Below are 26,639 nucleotides of genomic sequence, written 5' to 3'. Positions count from 1 at the left end.
AGCGCGGTGACCAAGCTGACATTGCTGTGCCTGCCCTATTCGGGCGCCAGCGCCATGGTTTACAGCCGCTGGCGGCGTCAACTGCCGACGTGGCTGCAATTGCAACCGGTGGAACTGCCGGGACGTGGCGCGCGGTTCGATGAACCGCTGCAAACCGACATGCGCGCACTGGCGCGGCAACTGGCGCGCGAGCACAAAGCGGGGCTGCAAGGCCCGTATGCGTTGTTCGGGCATAGCCTCGGTGCATTGCTCGCCTGCGAAATGGCCCATGCCTTTCGCGAACTGGGTGTGCCGGAGCCGCTGGCGCTGTTCGCCTCCGGCACCGCCGCACCGACCATGCGCAGCGACTACGACCGTGGCTTTGCCGAACCGCGCAGTGATGAAGAACTCATCGAACAGTTGCGCACCTTTCAGGGCACCAGCGAAGAAGTCCTCGCCAATAAAGAGCTGATGAGCCTGACCCTGCCGGTGCTGCGCGCCGACTTCATGATGTGCGGGCGCTTCACGCCTGCCGAGCGGCCCTTGCTCAATTGCCCGGTGCACGTGCTCGGTGGCAAGGAAGACCGCGCCACCACCGAACAACTGATCGGCTGGAGCAAAGAGACCCTGGGCAGTTTCTCGGTGGACATGATGACCGGCGGGCATTTCTTCATTCATGAACATGAAGCGCGGGTCATTCGCACGATCAAGACCCATCTGGAAGTGCATCACCGGCGCCTTGCGCAGGCCGCACAACCGGCGTTTTGAGACGCGACTCATCTATCATTTTCAGGAGGCCGGTCATGGCTGTTGCTCTGGGGTTTTCCGTGCGGCCGTTGCTGCCGCAGCGCGGACGTTTGCCGCTGCTGGTCGAGGCGGGCGATGCCGACACCGATCTGTTGGCGGTATTCGATGAATTGAAGGCCTTGGTCGACGAGCATCTGCTGCGCGACGGTGGCGTGCTGTTTCGCGGCTTCCGCCTCGACGGCGCCGAGCAGTTTCGCCAGTTTGCCGCGAGTTTCGGCCATCCGCTGCTCAACTACGAGTTCGGCTCGACGCCGCGTACCAACGTCACTCAAGGCGTGTACACCTCCACCGAATACCCGGCGCACCAAAGCATTCCGCTGCACAACGAGCAGGCCTATTCCCGCGACTGGCCGATGAAGATCTGGTTCTACAGCATGATCGCTGCCAGGTCCGGAGGCGAGACGCCGATTGCCGACAGCCGCGAAGTCTACCGGCGCATCCCCGTGGCGATCCGCGAGCGTTTCGTCAGTAAAGGCCTGATGTATGTGCGCAACTTCGGCAATGGCCTAGATGTCGCTTGGGAAGATGTGTTCAACACCGAAGACCGCGAAGTCGTCGAGGCCTACTGCAAGGCACACGGCATTGTCTGCGAATGGAAGGACGACGGTGAGCTGCGCACGCGGCAGACCTGTCAGGCGGTGGCGGTGCACCCGGTGACCGGCGACCACGTCTGGTTCAATCAGGCGCACCTGTTTCACATCTCCAACCTGCCAGCGGACGTGCGCGAAAGCTTGCTCGACATCGTCGACGAAGAAGAAGACCTGCCACGTAATGTCTACTACGGCGACGGCTCGCCGATCGAAGACGAAGTGCTGGCGCAGATTCGTGCGGTGCTCGACGACTGTGCGATCAGTTTCCCCTGGCAGGAGGGCGATGTGCTGATGCTCGACAACATGCTCTCGGCTCACGCGCGCTCACCGTTCGAAGGGCCGCGCAAAGTCATCGTGGCGATGGCCGAGGGGCATTTGCAGGACGTGCGTTAGGCGCTTCGCCACTCTTCAACTCAAATGCCGAATCCGGGCCTGTACCGGCTTCGGCATTTGTCTGTCTGGCCTTTGTACCGTCGGGCCGTGATTGCCGCTGGCGCGCTAAATCATCGCGCGGGCCATTCGTTCTTGTTGATACGACCGGGTCTCCAGGTCACGCCGCCGATCAGCAAGGACTTCACGCATGAATGCCGCAGACGCACAGAAACTAGCCCGCCGCTTTATCGAATTGCCCCAGGACAAACGCCGTCTGTTCCTCGCCGGCATGGCCCGCGAGGGCATCGATTTTGCGCAGCTTCCAATGACCGCCTGCGACGGCATCGCCGAGCGTGATGGCCTGTCTTACGCGCAGCAGCGCATGTGGTTTCTCTGGCAACTGGAGCCGACCAGCGCCGCCTACAACCTGCCGATGGCGGTGCGTCTGGATGGTGAATTGCAAGTCGAGGCACTGGAACAGGCCTTCAGCCGTCTGGCGGCGCGCCACGAATGTTTGCGCACCACCTTCGGCCAGGACGGCGAGCGTGCCTTCCAGCGTGTGGCCGAACCAAAGCCACTGAAGTTGCCCGTGACTGACCTGAGCGCGTTACCCGAAACCCAGCGCTGGCCGCTGGCGCAGCAGCACATGATGGCCGAGGCGACCCAGGCCTTCGACCTGCAGAACGGCCCGCTGCTGAGTCTGCGGCTGTTGCGCCTGGCCGCGCAGGAACACGTGCTGCTGCTGACCCTGCACCACATCATCGCCGACGGCTGGTCGATGAACATTCTGATCGACGAATTCATGCGCACTTACGACGCGTTGGTGGCCGGGCGTGAACCGACGCTGGCGCCCTTGACCGTGCATTACCGCGACTACGCACTGTGGCAACGCAGCTGGCTGGAGGCCGGTGAGCGCGAGCGGCAACTGGACTACTGGCGCACGCAACTGGGCGACGAACATCCTGTGCTGGAATTGCCCACCGACCGCGCTTATCCGGCGCAAGCCAGCCATCAAGGCGCACGCCTGGAAGCGGTGATCGACGCAGCCCTGCGCGAAGAACTGAAAAGCCTTGCCCAGCGTCAGGGCGTGACCTTGTTCGTGGTGTTGCTGGCAACGTTCAAGACCCTGTTGCATCGCTACAGCGGCCAGACCGATATTCGTGTCGGCGGGCTGATCGCCAACCGCACCCGCAGTGAAACCGAGGGCCTGATCGGCTTCTTCGTCAACACGCAGATTCTGCGCAGCGTGGTCACCGCACAAACGCCCTTCACCGAGTTGCTGCAGAACCTGCGCCAGGCCGCCCTCGGGGCCCAAGCCCATCAGGATCTGCCGTTCGACGCCTTGATCGAAGCCCTGCAACCGGCGCGCAGCCAGAGCCACAATCCGCTGTTTCAAGTGATGTTCAACCATCAGCCGCTGGTTACCGATTTGCATCAGGCGCAACTCGCTTCAGGCTTGCGCGTGGGCTATCTGAGCGAGGAACAACTGGCCGGCAGCGGCCGGCAACACGCGGCCACCAGTGATCTGATGCTCGACACCCGCGAGGAGGGCGAGCAACTGTTTGCCGCCTTCACTTACGCCACGGATATTTTCGACGCCGCCACCATCGCCGCGCTGGCCGGACATTGGCGCAACATTCTCCAGTCGGTGTGCCGTGATCCGCAGCAGTTGATCGGCGAAGTGGCGATGCTCGCCGACAGCGAACGCCACGGGTTGATCCAGGCCACAGCGCCAGCGCCTCGCTTTATCAGCGTGCAAAGCTTGTTCGAAGCGCAGGTCGCTCGCACTGCGCAAATGCCGGCGGTGCTGTTGGCCACCGCGCCTTCACGGGCATTCAGCTACGAGGAGCTCAACAGCCGCAGCAATCGCTTGGCCCATCAGTTGCGCGCACAGGGTGTCGGCCCGGACGTGCTGGTCGGCGTCGCGCTGGGACGTTCACTGGAACTGGCGGTGGCGCTGCTTGCCGTGCTCAAGGCCGGTGGTGCCTATGTGCCGCTGGATCCGCAGACCCCGGCCGAACGCTTGCGCCATGTGCTCGCTGACAGTGGTTTGAAACTATTGCTCAGCGACCAACAAAGCCTCGCCAGCCTGCCGCCGCTCGACGGCATCGAGTGCCTGTGTCTGGAGCAATTGCCCACCAGCGGGCAGAGCGACAACCTGCCGGTCACTGTCGAGGCTGACAACCTCGCGTACGTGATCTACACCTCTGGCTCCACCGGGCGGCCGAAAGGCGTGGCGGTCAGTCATGGCGCGCTGAGCGAGTTCATCGCCCGCGCCATCGACTACAGCGATCTGCGCGAAGGCGACCGGGTTCTGCAATTCGCCACCAGCAGCTTCGACGGTTTCGTCGAGCAGTTTTTCCCGCCGCTGTGCCACGGCGCCAGCGTGGTCATGCGCGATGCGCCGTTGTGGGACAGCGCGACGCTGCATCAGGTCATCATCGATCACGGCATTACCCTGGCTGATCTGCCAGCGGCCTACTGGTATTGGCTGGTGCAGGAATATGCGGCGAAACCGCCGGCCAGTTTCGGCGCGCTGCGGCAGATTCACGTCGGCGGTGAAGCCATGGCGGTGGACGGCTTGCGTCTGTGGAAGCAGGCCGGGCTCGGCCATGTGCGCCTGCTCAATACCTACGGCCCGACCGAGGCCACGGTGGTCTCGACGATTCATGACTGCACCGCGCTGACCGCACAGGACGTGTCGTGGCGTGGGATGCCGATCGGCAAAGGACTGGCAGCACGGCGTCTGTACGTGCTCGACGATGATCTGAACCTGCTGCCGCAAGGCGCGGTGGGCGAGTTGTACATCGGTGGGCCAGGTCTGGCGCGCGGTTATCAGCGCCAACCGAGCCTCAGCGCCGAGCGTTTCATTGCCGACCCGTTCGCCGACGGCCAGCGCCTGTACCGCACCGGCGACCGTGCGCGGCTGCGCGGCGATGGCGCGCTGGAGTATGTCGGCCGGGCCGATCATCAAGTGAAGATTCGTGGCTTTCGCATCGAACTGGGCGAGATCGAATCGCGCTTGCAGCAATGTTCGGGCGTTCGCGAAGCAGTGGTGATGGCGGTGCCGTTCGCCGGCGGTGCGCAACTGGTCGCCTACGTTGTGACAGAACCTGCGGTGCTTGCCAGCGCGGCAACGCAAACGGCGTTCCGTCAGCAGACCCGCGCCGCGCTGCAAGCCAGCCTGCCGGATTACATGGTGCCGGGGCATCTGCTGTTGCTGGCGAATCTGCCGCTGACACCGAGTGGCAAGCTCGACCGCAAGGCCTTGCCGACGCCGGATCCGGCGCAGTTGCAGGGCGATTACCGCGCCCCGCAATCGCCAGCCGAGCAGTGTCTGGCGCAGGTCTGGGCCGAGGTGCTGCACGTGCCGCGTGTGGGCCTGGACGATCACTTTTTTGAACTGGGCGGCCATTCGTTGCTGGCCGCGCAGGTGATTGCCCGGGTCAAGGAGCAGATGGGCGTGGTGCTGCCGCTGCGCAGCCTGTTCGAAAAACCGCTGCTGGCGGATCTCGCCGAGGTGCTCGGGCAACTGGCCGAGACGAGCGGCGACGACGACTGGTCCGACCTGGATCAGTTCATGAATGCTTTGCAAGGAGAAGAAGTATGAGCGGCACGATGGCGGAACGTATTGCAAAAAGGTTCGTCGGCCTGCCGCTGGAACAGCGTCGGCTGTTTCTCGCCAAGCTGCGCGAGGAGGGCAAGGATTTCAGCCTGTTGCCGCTGCCGGTCAGCCGCCACGACTGCGCGCAGATTCCCCTGTCGTTCGCCCAGCAGCGCCTGCTGTTTCTCTGGCAACTGGAACCGCACAGCGCCGCATACAATATGGCCGCTGGCTTGCGTCTGAAAGGCCGGCTGGATGAGTCGGCCCTGAGCCGCTCGTTCGATCATCTGCTGGCGCGCCATGAAGTGTTGCGCACGGTGTTTCACACCGACGGCGATCAAGCGCATCAGCTGATTCTCGAGCAGCAAAGTATTGCGCTGCAACGCTTCGATCTGACCGGCACCGCCGCGCAAGAGCGCGAAGAACTGCTCGCGCAACACGTGCAAGACGTGACCGCGCAACCGTTCGATCTGCGCCACGGCCCGCTGTTGCGCGCCAGCCTGTTTGCTTTGGCCGACGATGAGTTCGTGCTGGTGGTGAGCATGCATCACATCGTCTCCGATGGCTGGTCGATGGACGTCATGGTCAAGGAATTCGTCCAGTGCTATCAGGCGTTCAGCCTGCAGCGCGAGCCGCAATTGCCGGCGCTGCCGTTGCAATACGCCGACTATGCGATCTGGCAGCGGCGCTGGCTGGAGGCCGGCGAGGGTGAACGCCAGCTCGACTACTGGCGTCAGCAATTGGGCGACGAACATCCGCTGCTGGAAGTGGCGCCGGACTTTGCCCGACCGCTGACGCAAAGCTTTGCAGGACAGACCCTGAGCTTTGATTTCGGCACCGACCTGTCGCAACAGCTCAACGTTTTTGCGCGCAGCCAGGGCATCAGCCTGTTCATGCTGGTGCTGGCCGGGTTCTCGCTGTTCCTTTCGCGTCTGGCCGGCGAGCGCGACATTCGTGTCGGCGTGCCGAATGCCAACCGTGGCCGCGCCGAAGTCGAGGGACTGATCGGTTTCTTCGTCAACACCCAGGTGCTGCGTTGCCAGGTCGATGAGCGCGGCAGTTTCGCCGATTTGCTCGCGCAGGTGCGTGAAGCGGCGTTCGGTGCGCAGGCGCATCAGGAATTGCCGTTCGAGCAACTCGTCGACGAATTGGTCGCCGAACGCACCCTGGGCCACAACCCGCTGTTTCAAGCCAAGTTCAACCAGAACGTCGGCATGCAGAAACAACGCTCGATGGCCTTGCCCGGCCTGACCGTCAGTGAATACCCGCTGGCCAAGGACGGCACGCATTTCGATCTGGCCTTGGATATCACCGACGACGGCGCGCTGATCCACGGCCAGATGACCTACGCCAGCGATCTCTATCGGGCGGAAACGGTCGCCGGTTTTGTGCCGATGTTGCTGGATCTGTTTACCCAGTTGCTCGACTCGCCGCAGGCGCCATTGCACACAGTTGCCACACCACGGCCTGCTGCGCTTGCCATTCACCGCGAACCGGCGTTGACGGTGTTGCAACACTGGGCGCGTGAAGTGGCGCGGCAGCCGCAGGCGCTGGCGGCTCGTGATTTGCAGAAGACAATGACGTTCCAGGCGCTGGATGAACAAGCCAATCGTCTCGCCCATTATTTGCGTGCGCAGGGCGTCAATGTCGGCGATCCGGTGGCGGTGCTGCTGGAACGTTCGCTGGACTGGCTGACTTGCCTGTTGGCGATTCTCAAGGCTGGCGCTGTGTACATGCCGCTCGACGTCAAGGCGCCAAGCGCGCGCCTGCAACAGATGCTCGGCGCTGCGCAGGCGCGGGCGATGATCGGTGCTGAAGGCGACGCACGGCTCAGCGAATTGGCGGGTGAGGGCTGTCAGGGTCTGGAGTTTGCACCGGGGCAATGGCAGTCACTGCCGACGTCCGCGCCTGAACTGACGCTGTATGCGCAGTCGCCGGTCTACGTGATTCACACCTCCGGTTCCACCGGGCAACCCAAGGGCGTGCTGGTCAGCCACGGCGCGCTGGGCAGTTACGTGCGCGGCATACTCGAGCGTCTGGCGCCGGCGCCGGAGGCGAGCATGGCGCTGGTCTCGACCATCGCCGCCGACCTTGGCTTCACCGTGCTGTTCGGTGCGTTGTGCTCGGGCCGACTGCTGCATGTGCTGCCGGAAGAACTCGGCTTCGACCCGGATCGCTTTGCCGAATACATGGCCTGCCATCGCGTTGGCGTGCTGAAAATCGTCCCCGGGCATCTCGCCGCACTGTTGCAGGCGGCCAAGCCTGCCGATGTGCTGCCGGAACACGCACTGATCGTCGGCGGCGAAGCCTGTTCGCCGGCGCTGGTCGAGCGTGTGCAGCAACTGAAACCGGGCTGTCGTCTGATCAACCACTATGGCCCGAGCGAAACCACCGTGGGCGTGCTGACCCACGAGGTCGAAGAACTCGCCGCCCAGGCGCGCAGTGTTCCAATCGGCACAGCGCTGGTCGGTGCTCATGTCTATGTGCTCGACGATGTGCTCAACCCAGTGGCCGATCAGGTCGCCGGTGAGCTGTACATCGGCGGCGACAGCGTTGCCCTAGGCTACCTGAATCAGCCGGGGCTCACCGCTGAGCGTTTCCTGCCTGATCCGTTTGGGAACCCCGGCGCGCGGGTGTACCGCAGTGGCGACCGGGTCCGGCGCAATCGCGAGCAGGCGCTGGAATTCATCGGTCGTGCCGACGATCAGGTCAAAGTGCGCGGCTACCGTGTGGAGCCTGCGGAAGTCGCGCGGGTGTTGCTCAGCCTCGATGGCGTCAGCGAAGCCGCCGTGCTCGCGCTGCCACTGGATGACGACCCGGCGCGCCTGCAACTGCTGGCATGGTGCGTGCCGGCGGTGGGCGCGAAGGTGCAGGCGCAGGAACTGCGCGAGCAGTTGCAGGCGCGGCTGCCGGATTACATGGTGCCGGCGCAGTTGCTGTTGCTGGAAAAGCTGCCGCTGACCGCCAACGGCAAACTCGACAAGCGTGCCTTGCCAGTGCCCGGCGTGGTCAGCCAGCAGTTCGTCGCGCCGGTCGGTGAGATCGAGGAAAAACTGGCCGCGATATGGGCTGAGGTGCTCAAGCTCGAAAGAGTCGGCAGCAGCGATAACTTCTTCGAACTGGGTGGCGATTCGATCCTCAGCTTGCAGATCATCGCCCGGGCCAAGCGCCAGGGCATCAAGCTCAGCCCCAAGCAGTTGTTCGAAAAACAGACCATCGGCCAACTGGCCGCTGTGGCCAAACTGATCGAAGCCAAACCGGCTGCCGTCGCCGCACCAGTGGCGCGCGGGCCGTTGCCGTTGCTGCCGATCCAGATGCGCTTCTTCGACACGCCGATTGCCCAGCGCCAGCACTGGAACCAGTCAGTGATGCTGCAACCGACCCTGGCGCTGGACACCGTACATTTGCGTAAGGCGCTGGCGGCGCTGGTCGAGCAGCACGAAGCGCTGGCCTTGAGCTTTGTGCAGTCGGGCGATAGCTGGCAGGCGTTGCCGCAGACTCAGCGCGATGCCGAACTGCTTTGGCTGCGCGAACTGGACAGTCTCGATGCCTTGCCGGCCGTGGCCGACGCGGCGCAGCGCAGCCTTGATCTGCAACGCGGGCAGTTGCTGCGCGCGGTGCTGGTCACTCTGCCGAATGCCGAGCAGCGCTTGTTGCTGGTCATTCATCACCTGGTGGTCGATGGCGTGTCGTGGCGCATTCTGCTCGAAGACTTGCAGCAGGCTTACCAGGCATTGGCGGCGGGGACGGCGCCGATGTTGCCAAGCCAGAGCAGTTCGCTGCACAACTGGGCCGAGCAGTTGCATCGTTATGCGCAGAGTAAAGCGCTTGCCGGCGAACGCGATTATTGGCGCCAGACCCTGGCGGCTGAAGACGCGGCACTGCCACAAGATTTCGCCGTAGACAGCCAGACCCGCGCCCAGGCCGCTCGCGCCAGTACGCGCCTGAGCCAGACATTGACCGACAAGCTGCTGAAAGTCGCCCCGGCGGCCTACCGCACGCAAATCAACGACCTGTTGCTGACCGCATTGGCGCGGGTGTTGTGTGACTGGAGCGAGCAACCGTCGGTGTTGATCCAGCTCGAAGGCCATGGTCGTGAAGACCTGTTCGACGACATCGACCTGAGCCGCACGGTCGGCTGGTTCAGCAGCCTGTACCCGGTGCGCCTGACTCCGCAGGCCAATCCCGCTGCGTCGCTGTGCGCGATCAAGGAGCAACTGCGCGCCGTGCCGGGCAAAGGCATCGGTTATGGCGTGCTGCGTTACCTCACGCGTGCAGCCGAGTTGCAGACGCTGGCGCAACCACGGGTGACCTTCAATTACCTCGGTCAGTTCGACGGCGCGTTCAGCGCCGAGCAAGGCGCGTTGTTCCTGCCAAGCGCTGACAGCACCGGCGCCAATCAGGATGGGCAAGCGCCGCTGGGCAATTGGCTGAGCGTCGACGGACAGGTTCTCGGCGGAGAGCTGGAACTGACCTGGACCTTCGGCAGCGGCATGTACCGCGCCGAGACCATCGAGGCGCTGGCCGAGGCTTATCGCCGCGAACTGCAACGCTTGATCGAACATTGCTGCGACAGCGCGGCCGGTGGCGTGACACCGTCGGACTTCAAACTCGCCAACCTGACCCAGGCGCAGCTGTCGGCGCTGCCGATGGCGCCGCGTGACATCGTCGATCTGTACCCGCTGTCGCCGATGCAGCAAGGCATTCTGTTCCACAGCCGCAACGAGCCGGACAGCCCGGCCTACACCAATCAGCTGCGCGTCGACGTCGAGCAGCTCGACGCCGAGCGCTTCCGCCAGGCCTGGCAGCAGACTGTTGATGCTCACGATATTCTGCGTACGGCGTTCGTCTGGCCGCAGGATGCCGCCGCGCCGGTGCAGGTGGTACGCAGCCGTGTGCAGATGCCGTGGCAGGTGCAGGACTGGCGCGGTCGCGCTGGCCTTGATTCAGCACTTGATCATCTCGCCACTGAAGACCTGCATAACGGCTTCGATCTGCTCGACGCACCGCTGTTGCGCGTGACGTTGGTGCACATCGATGAGCACACTCATCACCTGATCTACACCTGCCATCACATCCTGATGGACGGCTGGAGCACTTCACAGTTGTTTGGCGAAGTGTTGCAGCGCTACGCCGGCATCGTGCCGAGCGCAGGGCAGGGGCGTTATCGCGATTACATCGAGTGGCTCGGCCAGCGCGATCAGCAAGCCAGTCGGCAGTTCTGGAGCACGGCGCTGGCGGATCTCGAAGAGCCGACGCGACTGGCCAGCGCCATACCCGTCAGGCACGCGGCCAGCGGCTATGCCGATCACGAGCATGTGTTCAGCGAACCGCTGACCGCCGAACTGAACCGCTTTGCCCGCGAGCAGAAAGTCACGCTCAACACGCTGGTGCAAGCGGCGTGGCTGCTGCTGTTGCAGCGTTATACGGGCCAGGATCATGTGACGTTCGGCGCGACTGTCGCCGGGCGGCCGACGGATTTGCCGGGTGTCGAGCAGCAGATCGGCCTGTTCATCAACACCTTGCCGGTGGTGGCAGCGCCGTCGGCCGAGATCGCTGTGAATCAATGGCTGCAACAGGTGCAGGCGCTCAACCTGGCCTTGCGCGAGCACGAACACACGCCGCTGTATGACATTCAGCGCTGGGCCGGTACGGGCGCCGGGGCGTTGTTCGACAGCATTCTGGTGTTCGAAAACTACCCGATGGCGCAAGCGCTGGCGCAGGGTCCACAGACGGGTCTGAAGTTCTCGGCAATCCGCCGGCAGGAGCAGACCAACTATCCGCTGACGCTGGTGGCGGTCACCGGCCGCGAGCTGAGTCTGGGTGTGAGTTACGATCAGGCGAGTTTCGACGCTCAAGCGATCCGCGCGTTGAGCGGGCAACTGCAAGGTCTGCTCGAGCAGTTCCTCGCCGACGCCACACAGCCGCTGGGCGCGCTGCAACTGCTCGCCGAGCCACAACGGCAACAAGCGATCGAGTGGGGCAAGGCGCCGGTTACCACGCCGGATCAACGCACAGTGCTGGCGCACATCGCCGCGCAAGTGCAGCGACAGCCACAGGCGAACGCGGTGCTGTTCGCTGAGCAGTCCATCGCTTACCAAGACCTCGATACCCGGGCCAATCGTCTGGCGCACAAGCTGCAAGGCATGGGCGTCGGGCCGGAAGTGCGCGTAGGCGTGTGCATGCGCCGCACGCCGCAGATGCTGGTCGGCTTGCTGGCGATCCTCAAGGCCGGTGGCGCCTACGTACCGCTCGACCCGGATTACCCGCAGGAACGTTTGCTGCACATGCTCGACGACAGCCGCGCGGCGGTGCTGCTCACTGAGCCAGCGGCATTGGCGATGCTGCCCGAAACCTTGAGTGCGCAGGTGCTGCTGGTGGACGAGAACGTCGCCAGCGAATGCCCGGCCACTGCGCCACTGGTTAACCTCGCGGCCGAAAATCTGGCGTACGTGATCTATACCTCCGGCTCCACCGGCAAACCGAAAGGCGTAGCGATCAGCCACGGCAATCTGTCGGCGCTGATTCAATGGTCGGCTGGGGTCTATCGCGAAGAACAATTACGCGGTGTGCTGGCTTCGACTTCGATCTGCTTCGACCTGTCGGTGTGGGAAATTTTCGTCACGCTGGCCTGCGGAGGCTGTCTGGTATTGGCCGACAACGCCCTGGCGCTGGCGGATTTGCCGGCGCGCAATCAGGTTACGCTGATCAATACCGTGCCGTCGGCGATTGCCGCGTTGCAGCGCGCCGGGCAGATTCCGGCTTCGGTCGGCACCATCAATCTGGCCGGCGAACCGCTCAAACAGAGTCTGGTCGACAGCCTCTATGCCAGCACCCAGGTGCGGCAGGTCTACGACCTGTATGGGCCGTCGGAAGACACCACTTATTCGACCTTCACCCTGCGCACGCCAAAGGGCCGGGCGAACATTGGCCGGCCACTGGACAACACCGTGGCGCACCTGCTCGACAGTCAGTTGCAGGTGCTGCCCGAGGGCGTGGCGGCCGAGCTGTACTTAGCGGGTGCCGGGGTGACGCGCGGCTATCTGCGTCGTGCCGCGCTGACCGCCGAACGCTTTGTGCCGAATCCTTACGCGAGCAATGGCGAGCGCCTGTACCGCACCGGCGATCTGGTGCGCCAGGGCGACGATGGCAACATCGAGTACATCGGTCGCGCCGACCATCAGGTGAAGATTCGCGGCTTCCGCATCGAACTCAGCGAGATCGAAGCACGCCTGCTGGAACTCGACGATATCCGTGAGGCGGTGGTACTGGCGCAGGACGGCGCCGCAGGCAAACACCTGCATGCCTACCTCGTCGCCGCGCCGGACAGCGAGCGGTCGACGCTGGCCGAGCGGGTGCGCAATGCCTTGGCCAGTCGCTTGCCGGCGCACATGGTGCCGGGGCACCTGCACCTGATCGACGCGATCCCGCTGACGCCCAACGGCAAGCTCGATCGCAAGGCGCTGATGGCGTTGGGCGAGAGCCCGACGCAAGAGCAATACCAGGCGCCGCAAAGCGATCTGCAATGGGAGGTGGCGACGATCTGGCAGGAGGTGCTGGAAGTCGAGCGGGTAGGGCTGGCGGACAACTTCTTCCAGCTCGGCGGCCATTCGTTACTGGCGACGCTGGTGGTGACCCGGGTGCAGGAACGTCTGGGCGACAAGGTGCCGCTCAAGGCGTTGTTCGAGACCGACACGCTCAAGGATTTCTGCGTGCGGATCGAAGCGCTGCGCGTCGAAATGTCGCCCGTTCAGGATGAATTGGCTAAATCACTGGAGGCCCTCAAACGTCTATCCCTCGATGATCTGGAAAAACTGATTTCTTGAGAGGGAAAAACGCGTGCAAGAGTTAATCGAGTCGGTAGGACAACTTTCGGCTAAGCAAAGAAAGGCTCTGGCGGTTCTGCTCAAGCAGAAAGGCGTCAACCTCTTTGACATTGCCCCGGTTTTCAAGCGCACGGCTGAAGAGCCGTTGCTGCTGTCCTACGCTCAGCAGCGCCAGTGGTTCCTCTGGCAGTGGGCACCGCACAGCGCGGCCTACAACATTCCGACGGCCCTGCGCTTGCAAGGGCCGCTGGATGTGCCGGCACTGGAACGCAGCATTGCGGCGCTGATCGAACGCCACGAAACCTTGCGCACGGTGTTCTCTCAAGACAGCGCGCAACCCTTGCAAGTGGTCCTGCCCGCAGGACCTTTTACCCTCGATATTCATCACCTGAGCACTGATCTGGCGCATGACCCGGAGCACTCGATCGAGGCTTTCGTTCAGACCCAGAGCCAAAAGACTTTCGACCTGCAGCACGGACCGTTGCTGCGTGCCGCGCTGCTGCAGGTCAACCCGGATGAGCATGTGTTGGTGCTGACCCTGCATCACATCGTTTCCGATGGCTGGTCGCTGCAAGTGATGATCGAGGAACTGGTGCAGCTCTATGCCGGGTTCAACCTCGGTCACGACGCCGGTCTGCCGGCCCTGCCGATTCAATACGCCGATTACGCCTTGTGGCAGCGCCAGTGGATGGAGGCCGGTGAGCAGGAGCGCCAACTGGCCTACTGGCAGGAAAAGCTCGGCGGCGAACAACCGGTGCTGGAACTGCCGCTGGATCGCCCGCGCGCGGTCGATCAAAGCTTTGCCGGCGCCAGCCATAACCTGATTCTTGATCCGGCGCTGAGCAATGCCCTCAAGGCGTTTGCCCGGCAGGAAAACGTCACCCTGTTCGTGTTGCTGCTGGCTTCGTTTCAGGCCTTGCTGCAGCGCTACAGCGGGCAAAGCGACATCCGAGTCGGCGTGCCGGTGGCCAACCGTGGCCGGGTGGAAATCGAGCGCCTGATCGGCTTCTTCGTCAACACCCAGGTGCTCAAGGCGGACATCGACGCAGAGCTGCCGTTTATCGAACTGCTGCGTCAGGTCAAACAGACGGCGCAGGAGGCGCAGGCGCATCAGGATTTGCCCTTCGAGCAACTGGTCGAAGCGCTGGAACCGGGCCGCAGCCTCAGCCACAGTCCGCTGTTCCAGGTGATGTTCAACCACCAGGCCGAGCGCCGTGCGAGCGTCGCCACGCGCCTGAACGGCCTGAACATCGAACCGCTGGAGTGGCAGAGCCAGACTGCGCAATTCGACCTGACCCTCAACACCACCGAACAGGCGCACGGCATCGAAGCGGTGCTCAAGTACGCCACTGACCTGTTCGACGCAGCGACCATCGAGCGCCTGGCGCAGCACTGGACCGCGCTGTTGCAAGCGATCGTCGCCGAGCCGAGCCAGCGCATCGGCCAATTGTCGATGATCGACGCCGGCCAGCAGCAACAGCTGTTGGCGCAATGGAATCCGCCGCTGATTGAACAACCGCTGACCCAGTGCATCCAGCAAGCCATCGAGCTCCAGGCCGAGCGGCATGCCGATGCGGTGGCGGTGAGCTGTGCCGGGCAACGCCTGACTTACGCCGAGCTCAATCGCCGCGCCAACCTGTGGGCGCATACGCTGCTCGAGCACGGCGTCGGCCCGGATGTGCGCGTCGGCGTGGCGGGGGAGCGTTCGCTGGAGATGATTGTCGCCATTCTCGCGGTGCTGAAAGCGGGCGGCGGCTATGTGCCGCTGGACCCGAGCTACCCGGATGACCGTTTGAGCTACATGATCGACGACAGCGGTATTCAATTGCTGTTGACCCAGGGGCATTTGCTCGGGCAATTGCCGCTGCCGCCGGGGCTGATCTGCCTCGATCTGGATCAAACGCCGGAACACGGCATCGCAAGCAACCCGCCATGCCTGACCACGCCGGACAATCTGGCCTACGTCATCTACACCTCCGGTTCCACCGGCAAACCCAAGGGCGCGCTACTGCCGCACGGCAACGTGATGCGCCTGTTCAGCGCCACCGAGCACTGGTTCGATTTTGGCCCGCAGGACAGCTGGACGCTGTTCCATTCCTACGCGTTCGACTTTTCGGTGTGGGAGATTTTCGGCGCACTGTTGTACGGCGGCAAACTGGTGGTGGTGCCGCACGATGTCAGCCGTTCGCCGGAGGATTTCTACACGCTGCTGTGCGATGAAAACGTCACGGTGTTGAACCAGACGCCGTCGGCATTCAAGCCGTTGATGCAGGTTGCCTGTGAATCTGCGCGCAGCAATGCCCTGCGTTACGTGGTGTTCGGCGGCGAGGCGCTGGAAGTACAGAATCTGCGTCCGTGGTTCGAGCGTTTTGGCGACCGCACGCCGACGCTGATCAACATGTACGGCATCACCGAAACCACCGTGCACGTGACCTACCGGCCGTTGTCGCTGGCGGATCTGCAGAGCAATCACAGCAGCCCGATCGGCGCGCCGATTGTCGACCTGTCGTGGTACTTGCTCGACAGCTCGCTCAACCTGGTGCCGCAAGGCTGCATCGGTGAGTTGTACATCGCTGGCGCCGGTCTGGCCCGTGGTTATCTGAATCAGGCCGGCATGAGCGCCACGCGCTTCGTGCCCGACCCGTTCAACCGCAAGGCCGGCCAGCGTCTGTACCGTACCGGCGACCTCGCACGGCTGCGCGGCGACGGAGTGATCGAGTACATCGGCCGTATCGACCACCAAGTGAAGATCCGTGGTTTCCGCATCGAGCTCGGTGAAATCGAAGCGCAACTGCTCAAGCATATACAGGTGCGCGAAGCGGTGGTGCTGGCGGTGGACGGCCTCAGCGGCCAGCAACTGGCGACTTGGGTCGTGCCGGTTGAGACATTGAACGCGGACGAGCAGGGCGCGCTTCGCGATTCGATCAAGGCGCACCTGCGCGAAACCCTGCCGGATTATATGGTCCCGGTCAGTTGGGCGTTCCTCGACCGACTGCCGCTGACCGCCAACGGCAAGCTCGATCGCAAACAACTGCCGCAGCCGGACGTTGCGCAGGTGCAAGAGGCCTACGCCGCGCCGCGCAGCGAACTGGAACAGCGTCTGGCGGAGATTTGGCAGGACGTGCTCAAGGTCGAACGGGTCGGGCTTCACGACAATTTCTTCGAGCTGGGCGGCGACTCGATCATCTCGATTCAGGTGGTCAGCCGCGCGCGGCAGGCCGGCATTCGCTTTACGCCCAAGGACATTTTTCAGCATCAGACCGTGCAGCGTCTGGCCACCGTTGCGCAGCAGAGCGACGCGGTGCAGACGGAGCAGGGCGAAGTGCTTGGCGACGCGCCGCTGACGCCGATCCAGCAGTATTTCTTCCACAGTGACATCCCGGCGCGGCATCACTGGAACCAGTCGATCCTCCTGACCCCGGCGAAAACCCTGCAAGCCGCGGCGCTGCAACAGGCCCTGGCGCAGGTGCAAAAGCAGCATGACGCCTTGCGTCTGCGTTATCGCCAAACCGAGCAGGGCTGGCAGCAAAGCCACGGCGCGGCGAATCAGCCACAAGCGTTGTTACGCACTTTCACGCTGGACGACAGCGCGGCGTTGCCAGCGCTGTGCCTGGACCTGCAACGCAGCCTCGACCTGCACAACGGCCCGCTGATCCGCGCGGCGCTGATCGATTTGCCGGACGCCAGTCAGCGTCTGCTGCTGGTGATTCATCACTTGGTGGTCGATGGCGTGTCGTGGCGAATCCTGCTCGAAGACCTGCAAAGCGCCTATCAGCAGATCAGCAGCGGACAGCGCGTGCACCTGCCGGCCAAGACCAGCGCGTTCAAGGGCTGGGGTTTGCGCCTGGAAGAGCATGCGCGCAGCGCGGCGCTGGGCAGCGAACTGAGCTACTGGCGCGAGCAGTTGCGCGACGCGCCGCTCGGTTTGCCGCTGGATAATCCGCAGGGCCAATTGAACAACCGCTTCGAACGCAGCGTCGACACGCGGCTGGACGCCGAACGCACTCGCCAGCTGCTACAACAGGCCCCGGCGGTCTACCGCACTCAAGTCAACGACCTGCTGCTGACCGCACTGGCGCGGGTGCTCTGCGAGTGGACCGCTAGCGACAGCGCGTTGGTGCAGCTCGAAGGCCATGGCCGCGAAGACCTCTTCGATGACATCGATTTGAGCCGCACCGTGGGTTGGTTCACCAGCATGTTCCCGGTGCGCCTGACGCCACATGCAAGTCTGGAAAGCTCGATCAAAGGCATCAAGGAGCAACTGCGCGCGATCCCCAACAAGGGCATCGGCTATGGCTTGCTGCGTTATCTCGGCACCGCCGAAGCACAAGCGGCACTGCGTGAACTGGCGCAACCGCAGGTGACGTTCAACTACCTCGGCCAGTTCGATAACAACTTCGATGAAGACGCCTTGTGGCGGCCTGCCACCGAAGACAAGGGCGCCGGTCAGGACGCAAACGCGCCGATGGCCAACTGGCTGACCATCGATGGCCGGGTTTATCAGGGCCAGTTGAGCCTGACCTGGACCTACAGCAGTGACGTCTTCGAAGAGACGACCATCGCCGCGCTGGCCCGCGCCTACGAAGTGGCGCTGAGCGAATTGATCGACCACTGCCTTAGTCATTCCGGGGGGCTGACTCCGTCCGATGTGCCCCTGGCCGGTTTGTCCCAGGCGCATCTGGACAGCCTGCCGATCGCCGCCCAGCGCATCGAGGACATTTATCCGCTGGCGCCGATGCAGCAGGGCATTCTGTTCCACAGCCTGTACGACGCCGACGCCAGCGCCTACGTCTATCAGATGCTGCTGGACATCGACGGCCTCGACGTTGCGCGGTTTCAGCAAGCCTGGCAGAGGGTGGTCGATCGCCACGAAGTGCTGCGCGCCGGTTTCATCTGGGGCCGAGATGGCCTTGACGCGCCGTTGCAGGTGATCAATCGCCAACTGACCCTGGAAATGCCGGAAGTTGATGTACGCGATGCCGCTGATCTGCCGGCGGTGCTTGAGGCGCGGGCGCAGGCCGACCGCGAGCGCGGCTTCGATCTGCAGAATCCGCCGCTGCTGCGCCTGTGCCTGTTGCGCACTGCCGACGATCGCCATCGACTGATTTTCACCTGTCACCACATTCTCATGGATGGCTGGAGCAACTCGCGGATGTTCGGCGAGGTGCTGCAGGATTACGCCGGCCAGCCGGTGCCGAGCGCACAGGGCCGCTACCGCGATTTTCTGGTCTGGCTGCAAGGCCAGGACAAGGCAGCCGCGCAGGACTTCTGGCGCGGGCAACTGGCCGAACTCGACGAGCCGACCCGACTGGCGTCGGCTTGTCACGGACGCACCGTGCCGGGGCCGGGCAAACGGATGCATCGTCTGCATTTCGATGAAGCGTTGACCCAGCGTCTGAACAGCTTCTCCCGTCAGCAACAGGTGACCCTCAACAGTCTGGTGCAGGCCGCGTGGCTGCTGGTGTTGCAGCGCTACACCGGGCAGGCCACCGTTGCGTTTGGTGCCACGGTATCCGGGCGTCCGGTGGATTTGCCGGGCATCGAGGAGCAACTGGGCCTGTTCATCAACACCTTGCCGGTGATCGCCAGCCCGCAGGCCACCCTCAGCGTTGGCGATTGGGTGCGCAGCGTGCAGGACAAGAACCTGCTGTTGCGCGACTACGAACAGACGCCGTTGCAGGACATTCAGCGTCTGGCGGCGTTGAGTGGCGAAGCGCTGTTCGACACCTTGCTGGTGTTCGAGAACTATCCGGTGTCCGAAGCGCTGGAGGCCAATCCGGGCGGGCTGCGTTTTTCCGGTCTGGAGCATCGCGAGCAGACCAACTACGGTCTGACCCTGATTGCCGGCGCCAGCGAAGTGCTCAACCTCGATTTCAACTACCTCACCGAGCACTTTGCCGAGCGCTGCGTGCTCGCTCTGGCGGCGCATTTGCGTGAAGTGCTCGAGCAATTTATCGCAGCGCCGCAGCGGGCACTTGGCGAGATCGGTCTGCTGCCGCTGGCCGAACGGCAGACGCTGGCGCAGTGGAACGACAATCACGCGGCTTATCCGGCCGAGCGCTTGATCTCGCAGAGCTTTGAAGCAAGGGTCGCAGCACATCCGCAGGCACTGGCGTTGAGTCATGCCGGCGTGGCCCTGAGCTACGGCGAATTGAACCGGCGGGCAAACCAGTTGGCCCGGCATCTGGTGACGCTGGGTGTCACCGCCGAAGTGCGCGTTGGCGTGGCGCTGCCGCGTTCGGCGGAACTGGTGATCGCCCTGATGGCAGTGCTCAAGGCCGGCGGCACCTACGTGCCGCTGGACCCGGACTACCCGGCCGACCGCGTGGCCTATATGCTCGATGACAGTCAGGCGAAAGTCCTGCTGACCCAGCATGCGTTGCTGGTGCAACTGCCGTCCAGCGAAGCACACGTGGTGCTGGTCGAGGCCGGTGGCGAGGCGTTCGCCGCGCAGGCACCGGACAACCTGCCGGCGCGCGCCGATTCGGCCAATCTTGCCTACGTGATTTACACCTCCGGTTCCACCGGCAAACCGAAAGGCGTGGCCATCGCCCATCGCAACGTACAGGCGCTGATTGATTGGTCCGCCGAGGTCTACAGCGAGGACGATCTGCAAGGCGTGCTGGCCTCGACGTCGGTGTGCTTCGACTTGTCGGTGTGGGAGATTTTCGTCACCCTGGCGCGCGGCGGATCCATGGTCATGGCGCGCAATGCCCTGGAGCTGCCGGACTTGCCCGAGCGTGATCAGGTGCGCCTGATCAACACCGTGCCGTCGGCGATTGCCGCGTTGCAACGCATCGGCCAGATCCCGCTGGGCGTGCGCATCATCAATCTGGCCGGCGAGCCGCTCAAGCAGGCGCTGGTCGACACCTTGTACCGCGAAACTTCGGTCGCCCACGTTTACGACCTGTACGGGCCTTCCGAAGACACCACGTATTCGACCTGGACCCGCCGCGAACTCGGTGGCCAGGCCAATATCGGCCGGCCATTGCGCAATACCACTGCGTACCTGCTCGACGAGCAATTGCAGCAAGCGCCGGTCGGCATCGCAGCGGAGCTGTATCTGGCCGGTGAGGGCATCACCCGTGGCTATCTGTTGCGCCCGGGCCTGACTGCAGAACGTTTCGTGCCCAACCCGTTGGCGAGTAACGGCGAGCGCATGTACCGCACTGGCGACCTGACGCGCTGGCTGGATGACGGCCGAATCGAATACGTCGGCCGCATCGACCATCAGGTCAAGGTGCGCGGCTTCCGTATTGAACTGGGTGAAATCGAAGCGCGTCTGCTGGCCCAGGCCAGCGTGCGCGAAGGCGTGGTGCTGGCGGTCGACGGCGTTGGCGGCCAGCAACTGCTGGCTTATGTGGTACCGGCCGAGGCCGATCAAAGCCCCGCGCAACTGGACGCGCTGAGTGCTGAGTTGCAAGCCGCGCTCAAGGCGCATCTGCCGGACTACATGGTGCCGGCGCAGTGGCTGTTCCTCGAACAATTGCCCCTGACACCCAACGGCAAACTTGATCGCAAGGCTTTGCCGGCACCGGATGCCAGCCAGGCACAACGCGATTACGTCGCGCCGTCGACGCCGCTGGAGCAGCAGCTGGCCGAGGTCTGGCAGGACATTCTGAAGATCGAGCAGGTCGGCGTGACCGACAATTTCTTCGCCCTCGGCGGTGATTCGATCATCTCGATTCAACTGGTCAGCCGCGCGCGTCAGCAGGGCATTTGCTTCACGCCCAAAGACCTGTTCCAGCAGCAGACGGTGCAGAAACTGGCCGCAGTGGTTTCGCTTGCAGACGCGCAATCCGCCAGCGCTGCCGACTACCCGTTGGCGCAACTGGATCAGGCGCAGCTCGATGCCTTGCCGGTGCCGGCGGAGCTGATCGAAGACGTCTATCCGCTGTCGCCGATGCAGGAAGGCATGCTTTTCCACACCCTGTCGGATAACGGCAGCAGCCTTTACGTGCAACAGGTCAGCCTGCCGATCAAGGGCCTCGACGTTGAGCGTTTCCGCCGGGCCTGGGAGTTCATCATTGTGCGTCAGGCGATCCTGCGCACCAGTTTCCATTGGCAGGACGGCCTGGCCAAACCGCTGCAGGTCGTCCATCGCCAGGCGCCGCTGCAGATGCAGGTGCTCGATTGGCGTGAGCAGGACTGCAGCGAGGCGGCGATTGCCGAGTTCGCCAGCGCTGATCGTGCGCTGGGCTTCGACTTGGCTGAAGCACGATTGCAGCGGGTGACCCTGCTGCAGCTGGGCGACGAGCAGTACCAGATGATCTGGACCAGCCACCACATCCTGATGGACGGCTGGAGCAGTTCGCGGTTGTTCGGCGAGGTCTTGCAGTACTACTCCACGGGCGAGGTGACTGGCGAAAACGGCCGCTATCGCGACTTCATTGCCTGGTTGCAGGCGCAGGATCAGGATGCCCAGGAGCTGTTCTGGAAGGCGCGTCTGGCGGTGGTCAACGAACCGACCGCGCTGAGTCAGGCGATGCACCCGCGTCACAGCGCCGACGTTACCGGTCACGATGCTATCTATTCGAACTGGGACAAAGCGCAAACCTCACGCCTGCTGGAGTTCTGCCGCGACCTGCGCATCACCCCCAACACGCTGATCCAGGGCGCGTGGCTGCTGCTGTTGCAACGCTACACCGGCCAGCAAACGGTGACCTTCGGCGCCACCGTATCGGGGCGTCCGGAAAGTCTGCCGAACGTCGGCAACATGCTCGGCCTGTTCATCAACACCTTGCCGATCATTCAGACCCCACAGGCCGATCAGCGTCTGGCCGACTGGCTGGGTGAAGTGCAGGCCTACAACCTCGACATTCGCGATTACTCCCAGGCACCGCTGGCCGATGTGCAGCGCTGGTCGAACCTCGGTGGTCAGGCGCTGTTCGACAGCATCGTGGTGTTCGAAAACTTCCCGATCGACGAACGCTTGCAGGAAGAAACCGACACCGAGCTGACCTTCGGCAAATCAATCGGCCACGGCGTGACCAACGTGCCGATGGACCTTGCGGTGATGCTCGGCGATGAGTTGTCGATCGAGTACCTGTACCTGCGAAGCCACTTCAGCGCCGAGGCGGTAGAAGGCATTCGCCTGACCCTGGAAAACACCCTCGCGGCGATGATGGCCGCGCCGTATGAGCGGCTGGGCAACTTGCAGCGTCTGTCCGCCGAACAATGGCAAGCGGCGCAGACCTGGAGTGCCGAGCCGGCGCACCGCCATGAGCCTCGCCTGTTGCCGGAGCTGATCAGCCGTCATGCGCAACAGCAGCCCGACGCGATCGCAGTGCAATGCGCTGGCGAAAGCCTGACCTACGCAGAGCTGGAGCGGCAGGCCAATCGACTCGCGCAGTGCCTGATCGCCCACGGCGCCGGTCCGGAAGTGGTGATCGGCGTGGCATTGCCGCGTTCGCTGGAAATGCTGGTGAGCTTCCTCGCCGTGCTCAAGAGCGGTGCGGCGTACGTGCCGTTGGACATCGATTATCCGCCCGAGCGCTTGGCGTACATGATCGAAGATTCGCGCATGGCCCTGCTGCTGACGCAAACCAGCCTGCGCGCGACGTTGCCGGCGCCTAACGGCGTGCGGCGTCTGGAAATCGATCAACTCGATCGCAGTCTCTACAGCGATGCTGCCCCGGTCTGCGATGTTCACGAGCAGAGCCTGGCCTATCTGGTTTACACCTCCGGTTCCACCGGACGGCCGAAAGGCGTGGCCGTTACTCAAGGCCCGCTGAGCATGCACTGCCAGGCGATCGCCGAGTTGTACGAAATGGACGCCAGCAGTTGCGAATTGCACTTTATGTCGTTCGCTTTCGACGGCGCTCACGAACGCTGGCTGAGTACCTTGTACAGCGGCGGTCGTCTGGTGATTCGCGACGGATGCCTGTGGACCCCGGAGCAGACCTATCAGGCCCTGCACGATTACGGCGTGACCATCGCCTGCTTCCCGCCGGCCTATCTCAAACAACTCGCCGAGTACGCCGCCGCCAGCGGCATCGCACCACCGCCAGTGCGCATCTACTGCTTCGGTGGCGATGCGGTGCCGGAGCAGACCTTCGAACAGGTCAAAGCCGCGTTGCGTCCGCAGTTCTTCACCAACGGCTACGGCCCGACCGAAACCGTGGTCACGCCGATGCTCTGGAAAGTCGCCATCAGCCAGCACTGCGAAGCGGCGTATGCGCCGATCGGCCGCGCGGTCGGTGCGCGTTCGTTGTACGTGCTCGACGACGATCTGAATCCGCTGCCGCCGGGTTTTGCCGGTGAGTTGTACATCGGCGGTTACGGCGTCGCTCGCGGTTACTACGGCCGCCCCGATCTGACCGGCGAGCGCTTCGTGCCCAACCCGTTTGCCCCGGGCGAGCGCCTGTACCGCAGCGGCGATCTGGTGCGCCGCCGCGCGGACGGCGTGGTCGATTACGTCGGGCGCATCGACCATCAGGTCAAGGTGCGTGGCTTCCGCATCGAGCTGGGCGAAGTCGAGGCCAGCCTGCGTCAGTTGCCGGCGGTCAGCGATGCGCTGGTGATTGCCCGCGACAATGCCTCCGGCAAGCAACTAATCGGTTATGTGGTCACCGCCACGGGTGATGATATCGGCGATGAACTCAAGGCCGGGCTGCGTGCTTCGCTGCCGGAATACATGGTGCCGGCGCAGATCGTCTGCCTCAGCGCGTTCCCGGTTACGCCCAACGGCAAACTCGATCGCAAGGCCCTGCCGGAGCCGGAGTTCAAAAGCGACGAATATGTTGCCCCGCGCACCGAGCAGGAACGCCTGTTGGCGGAAATCTGGGCGCAAGTGTTGCAGGTCGAGCAGGTCGGTATCAGCGATAACTTCTTTGAACTGGGCGGCGATTCGATCCTCAGCCTGCAAGTGATCTCGCGGGTGAGAAACCACCCGACGCTGCAGATGGAGCTGAAGTTGCGTGATCTGATGCGCTATCAAACCATCGCCGGCATTCTCGAGCAGCAAGTGGCGAAGGAGGGCGCTGGGCAAGCGCTGCCGGACCTGACTCAGGTTGCCGCAGAGGGCGCGTTCAATTTGCTGCCGATCCAGCAATGGTTCTTCGCCGAAGGCATGGCCGAGGCGCATCACTACAACCAGTCGTTGCTGCTCAGCGCACGTCAACCGCTGGATCTTGATGCACTGGAACAGGCACTGGGCTTGATCGAACAACATCACGATTCGCTGCGCCTGCGTTTTTCCAACAACGGCGGGCGCTGGTTGCAGCGCTACAGCACCAGCGCATCCGACGAGGCTGTGCTGTGGCGCCGTGAAGCGCAAAGCAGCGAAGAGGTCGGAGCCTTGGCCAACCTCGCGCAGCGCAGCCTCAAACTCGACGACGGGCCGGTCTGGCGGGTCATGCATGTAGCCTTGCCGGATGGTCAGGCGCGGTTGCTGATGGTGATTCATCACCTGGTGGTCGACACCGTGTCGTGGCGGATTCTGCTCGACGATCTGAAAGTCGCTTATGAGGCGTGCGTGCAGGGGCTGGCGCCGCAACTGCCGATTCGCACCAGCAGTTATCGTTCGTTTGCCGAGGCATTGCAGGCGCAGGCGCCGGTGATTGCCGAGCAGGAATTGAGCTATTGGCTGGAGCAACTGGATCAGCCCGGCGTTGATCTGCCGTGCGACAACCCGCGCGGCAAGAACCTCGTGCGGCAACAGGCGCAGGCACGGCTCAAACTGTCCCGCGAGCACACCGAACAACTGCTCAAACAGGCCCCGGCGGTGTACGGCACGCAGATCAACGACTTGCTGTTGTCAGCGCTCAGCCGCGCCCTGTGCCGCTGGAGCGAGCAACCGTCGGCGTTGATTCTGCTCGAAGGGCACGGGCGCGAAGACCTCTTCGAATCGATCGACCTGAGCCGCAGCCTCGGCTGGTTCACCAGCATGTTCCCGGTGCGTTTGCGCCCGGACGGCGACGACATCGGCCAGTCGATCATCGATGTGCAGGCGCAACTGGCGGGCGTACCGCAGAAGGGCATCGGCTATGGCGTGCTGCGTCATCTGGCCGGGCCGGAAATCTCCGCGCAACTGGCTGCATTGCCGCAGGCACGGGTGACGTTCAATTACCTCGGGCAGTTCGACCAGAGCTTCGATGAACAGGCGTTGCTGGTGCCGGCACTGGAAGAGACCGGGGACAACTACAGCCTCAAGGCGAATCTGGGCAACTGGCTGGAAATCGTCGGCCAGGTCTATGACGGCCAAATGGCCTTGCGCTGCATTTACAGCAGCCAGCGTTACCGCGCCGGCACCATGGATGCGCTGATGAGCGATTACCAGCGCGAGCTTGAAGCGTTGATCGAACATTGCATGGCGCGGGTGGGTTGATCGCCCGGTCTTTTGCGCGGGCGCTGCCCAGGCGCGCCCGTCTTATTGCGGATACAAGGATTTTTAACGATGTCGTTACACCCTGATCTGGAAGCTTTCCTCGACCTGGCGCAAGACAGCCAGGACGCCGGCCTGCCGGCCATGCACCAACTGACCCCGAGCGAGGCCCGCGCCACCTTCGAACAGACCACCGCGCAACTGCGCTGGCCGGCGCCGCAGGATCTTGAAGTCAGCGAGATTGAGACACTGGCCCGTGACGGTGCGGCGCTGGCGTTACGTTTGTATCGGCCCAACGGTGTTGAATCGCCGCTGCCGGTGCTGGTGTATTTCCACGGTGGCGGGTTTGTGGTCGGCAGTCTGGATTCCCACGACGGCGTCTGCCGCGAGTTTTGCCAGCGCACGCCGTGTGCGGTGCTCTCGGTCGGTTATCGACTGGCGCCGGAGCATCGCTTTCCGACGGCGCTGGAGGATGGCGAGGACGCTTTGGCCTGGCTGGCGGAACAGGCTGCGAGCCTCGGCCTGGATGGTTCGCGCGTTGCGTTTGGCGGTGATAGCGCGGGTGCCACGTTGGCGACGGTGCTGGCGATTCAGGCTGTGCGGCAGCCGCACACGGTGGCTATCGCGCCGAAGGCGCAGTTGTTGTGTTATCCGGTGACGGATGCTTCGCGGGTGCATGATTCGCGGCTGTTGTTTGGCGAGGGGTATTTGCTCGAGAACGACACGCTGGAGTGGTTTTATCAGCACTATGCGCGAGGGCCGGAGGATTATCTGGATTGGCGTTTTTCGCCGTTGGTGGCGGAGGATCTGCGCGGGGTTGCGCCGGCTATTGTGCTGCTTGCCGGGTTTGATCCGTTGCTGGATGAGGGGCAGGCTTATGTCGACAGGCTGCGCGGGCAGGGGGTCGAGGTCGAGGTCGAGGTTTGTGCCGGGTTGACTCATGATTTGTTGCGGTTGGGGACGGTGGTGCCTGGGGTTCTGGAGGTTTATTTGCGGGTGGGTGGGGCGCTTGCGCGGGCTCTTGAGATTGGGTGAATATCCGTTGCTTCGGTAGCGGCTGCTGGCGGTTTCGCCTGACGGCGACTTACTTTTTTACAAGCGCCAAAAAAAGTAAGCAAAAAACGCTAGCTCCTGCG

6 protein-coding genes are annotated in these 26,639 nt (G+C 63.5%); all 6 read left to right on the top strand.

Annotated features, from left to right (window positions below; all coding sequences use genetic code 11):
* Window positions 1–6 precede the first annotated feature (6 nt).
* On the top strand, window positions 7–747 hold the full coding sequence (locus AC0IXA_RS24820) for a thioesterase II family protein (protein ID WP_471814681.1): 741 nt from the start codon (window positions 7–9) through the stop codon (window positions 745–747).
* Between the two features lie 35 nt (window positions 748–782).
* Complete coding sequence (locus AC0IXA_RS24815; protein ID WP_471814680.1) at window positions 783–1,769, top strand: TauD/TfdA family dioxygenase; 987 nt, start codon at window positions 783–785, stop codon at window positions 1,767–1,769.
* Window positions 1,770–1,956: 187 nt separating this feature from the next.
* Complete coding sequence (locus AC0IXA_RS24810) at window positions 1,957–5,358, top strand: amino acid adenylation domain-containing protein (RefSeq protein ID WP_471814679.1); 3,402 nt, start codon at window positions 1,957–1,959, stop codon at window positions 5,356–5,358.
* Window positions 5,355–13,178: an amino acid adenylation domain-containing protein gene (locus AC0IXA_RS24805; RefSeq protein ID WP_471814678.1), complete on the top strand. Its 7,824-nt coding sequence runs from the start codon at window positions 5,355–5,357 to the stop codon at window positions 13,176–13,178. The genes AC0IXA_RS24810 and AC0IXA_RS24805 overlap by 4 nt, the downstream gene beginning before the upstream one ends.
* A 13-nt stretch (window positions 13,179–13,191) precedes the next feature.
* Window positions 13,192–25,506 carry a non-ribosomal peptide synthase/polyketide synthase gene (locus AC0IXA_RS24800; protein WP_471814677.1) on the top strand — a complete coding sequence of 4,105 codons (12,315 nt, stop codon included), beginning with the start codon at window positions 13,192–13,194 and terminating at the stop codon, window positions 25,504–25,506.
* A gap of 69 nt (window positions 25,507–25,575) precedes the next feature.
* Complete coding sequence (locus AC0IXA_RS24795) at window positions 25,576–26,538, top strand: alpha/beta hydrolase (protein ID WP_471814676.1); 963 nt, start codon at window positions 25,576–25,578, stop codon at window positions 26,536–26,538.
* Window positions 26,539–26,639 lie beyond the last annotated feature (101 nt).

The organism is Pseudomonas sp. AC083 (assembly GCF_979253165.1).
Note: the sequence above shows the minus strand (reverse complement) of the source record. Positions and strands in the feature narration are given on the sequence as shown.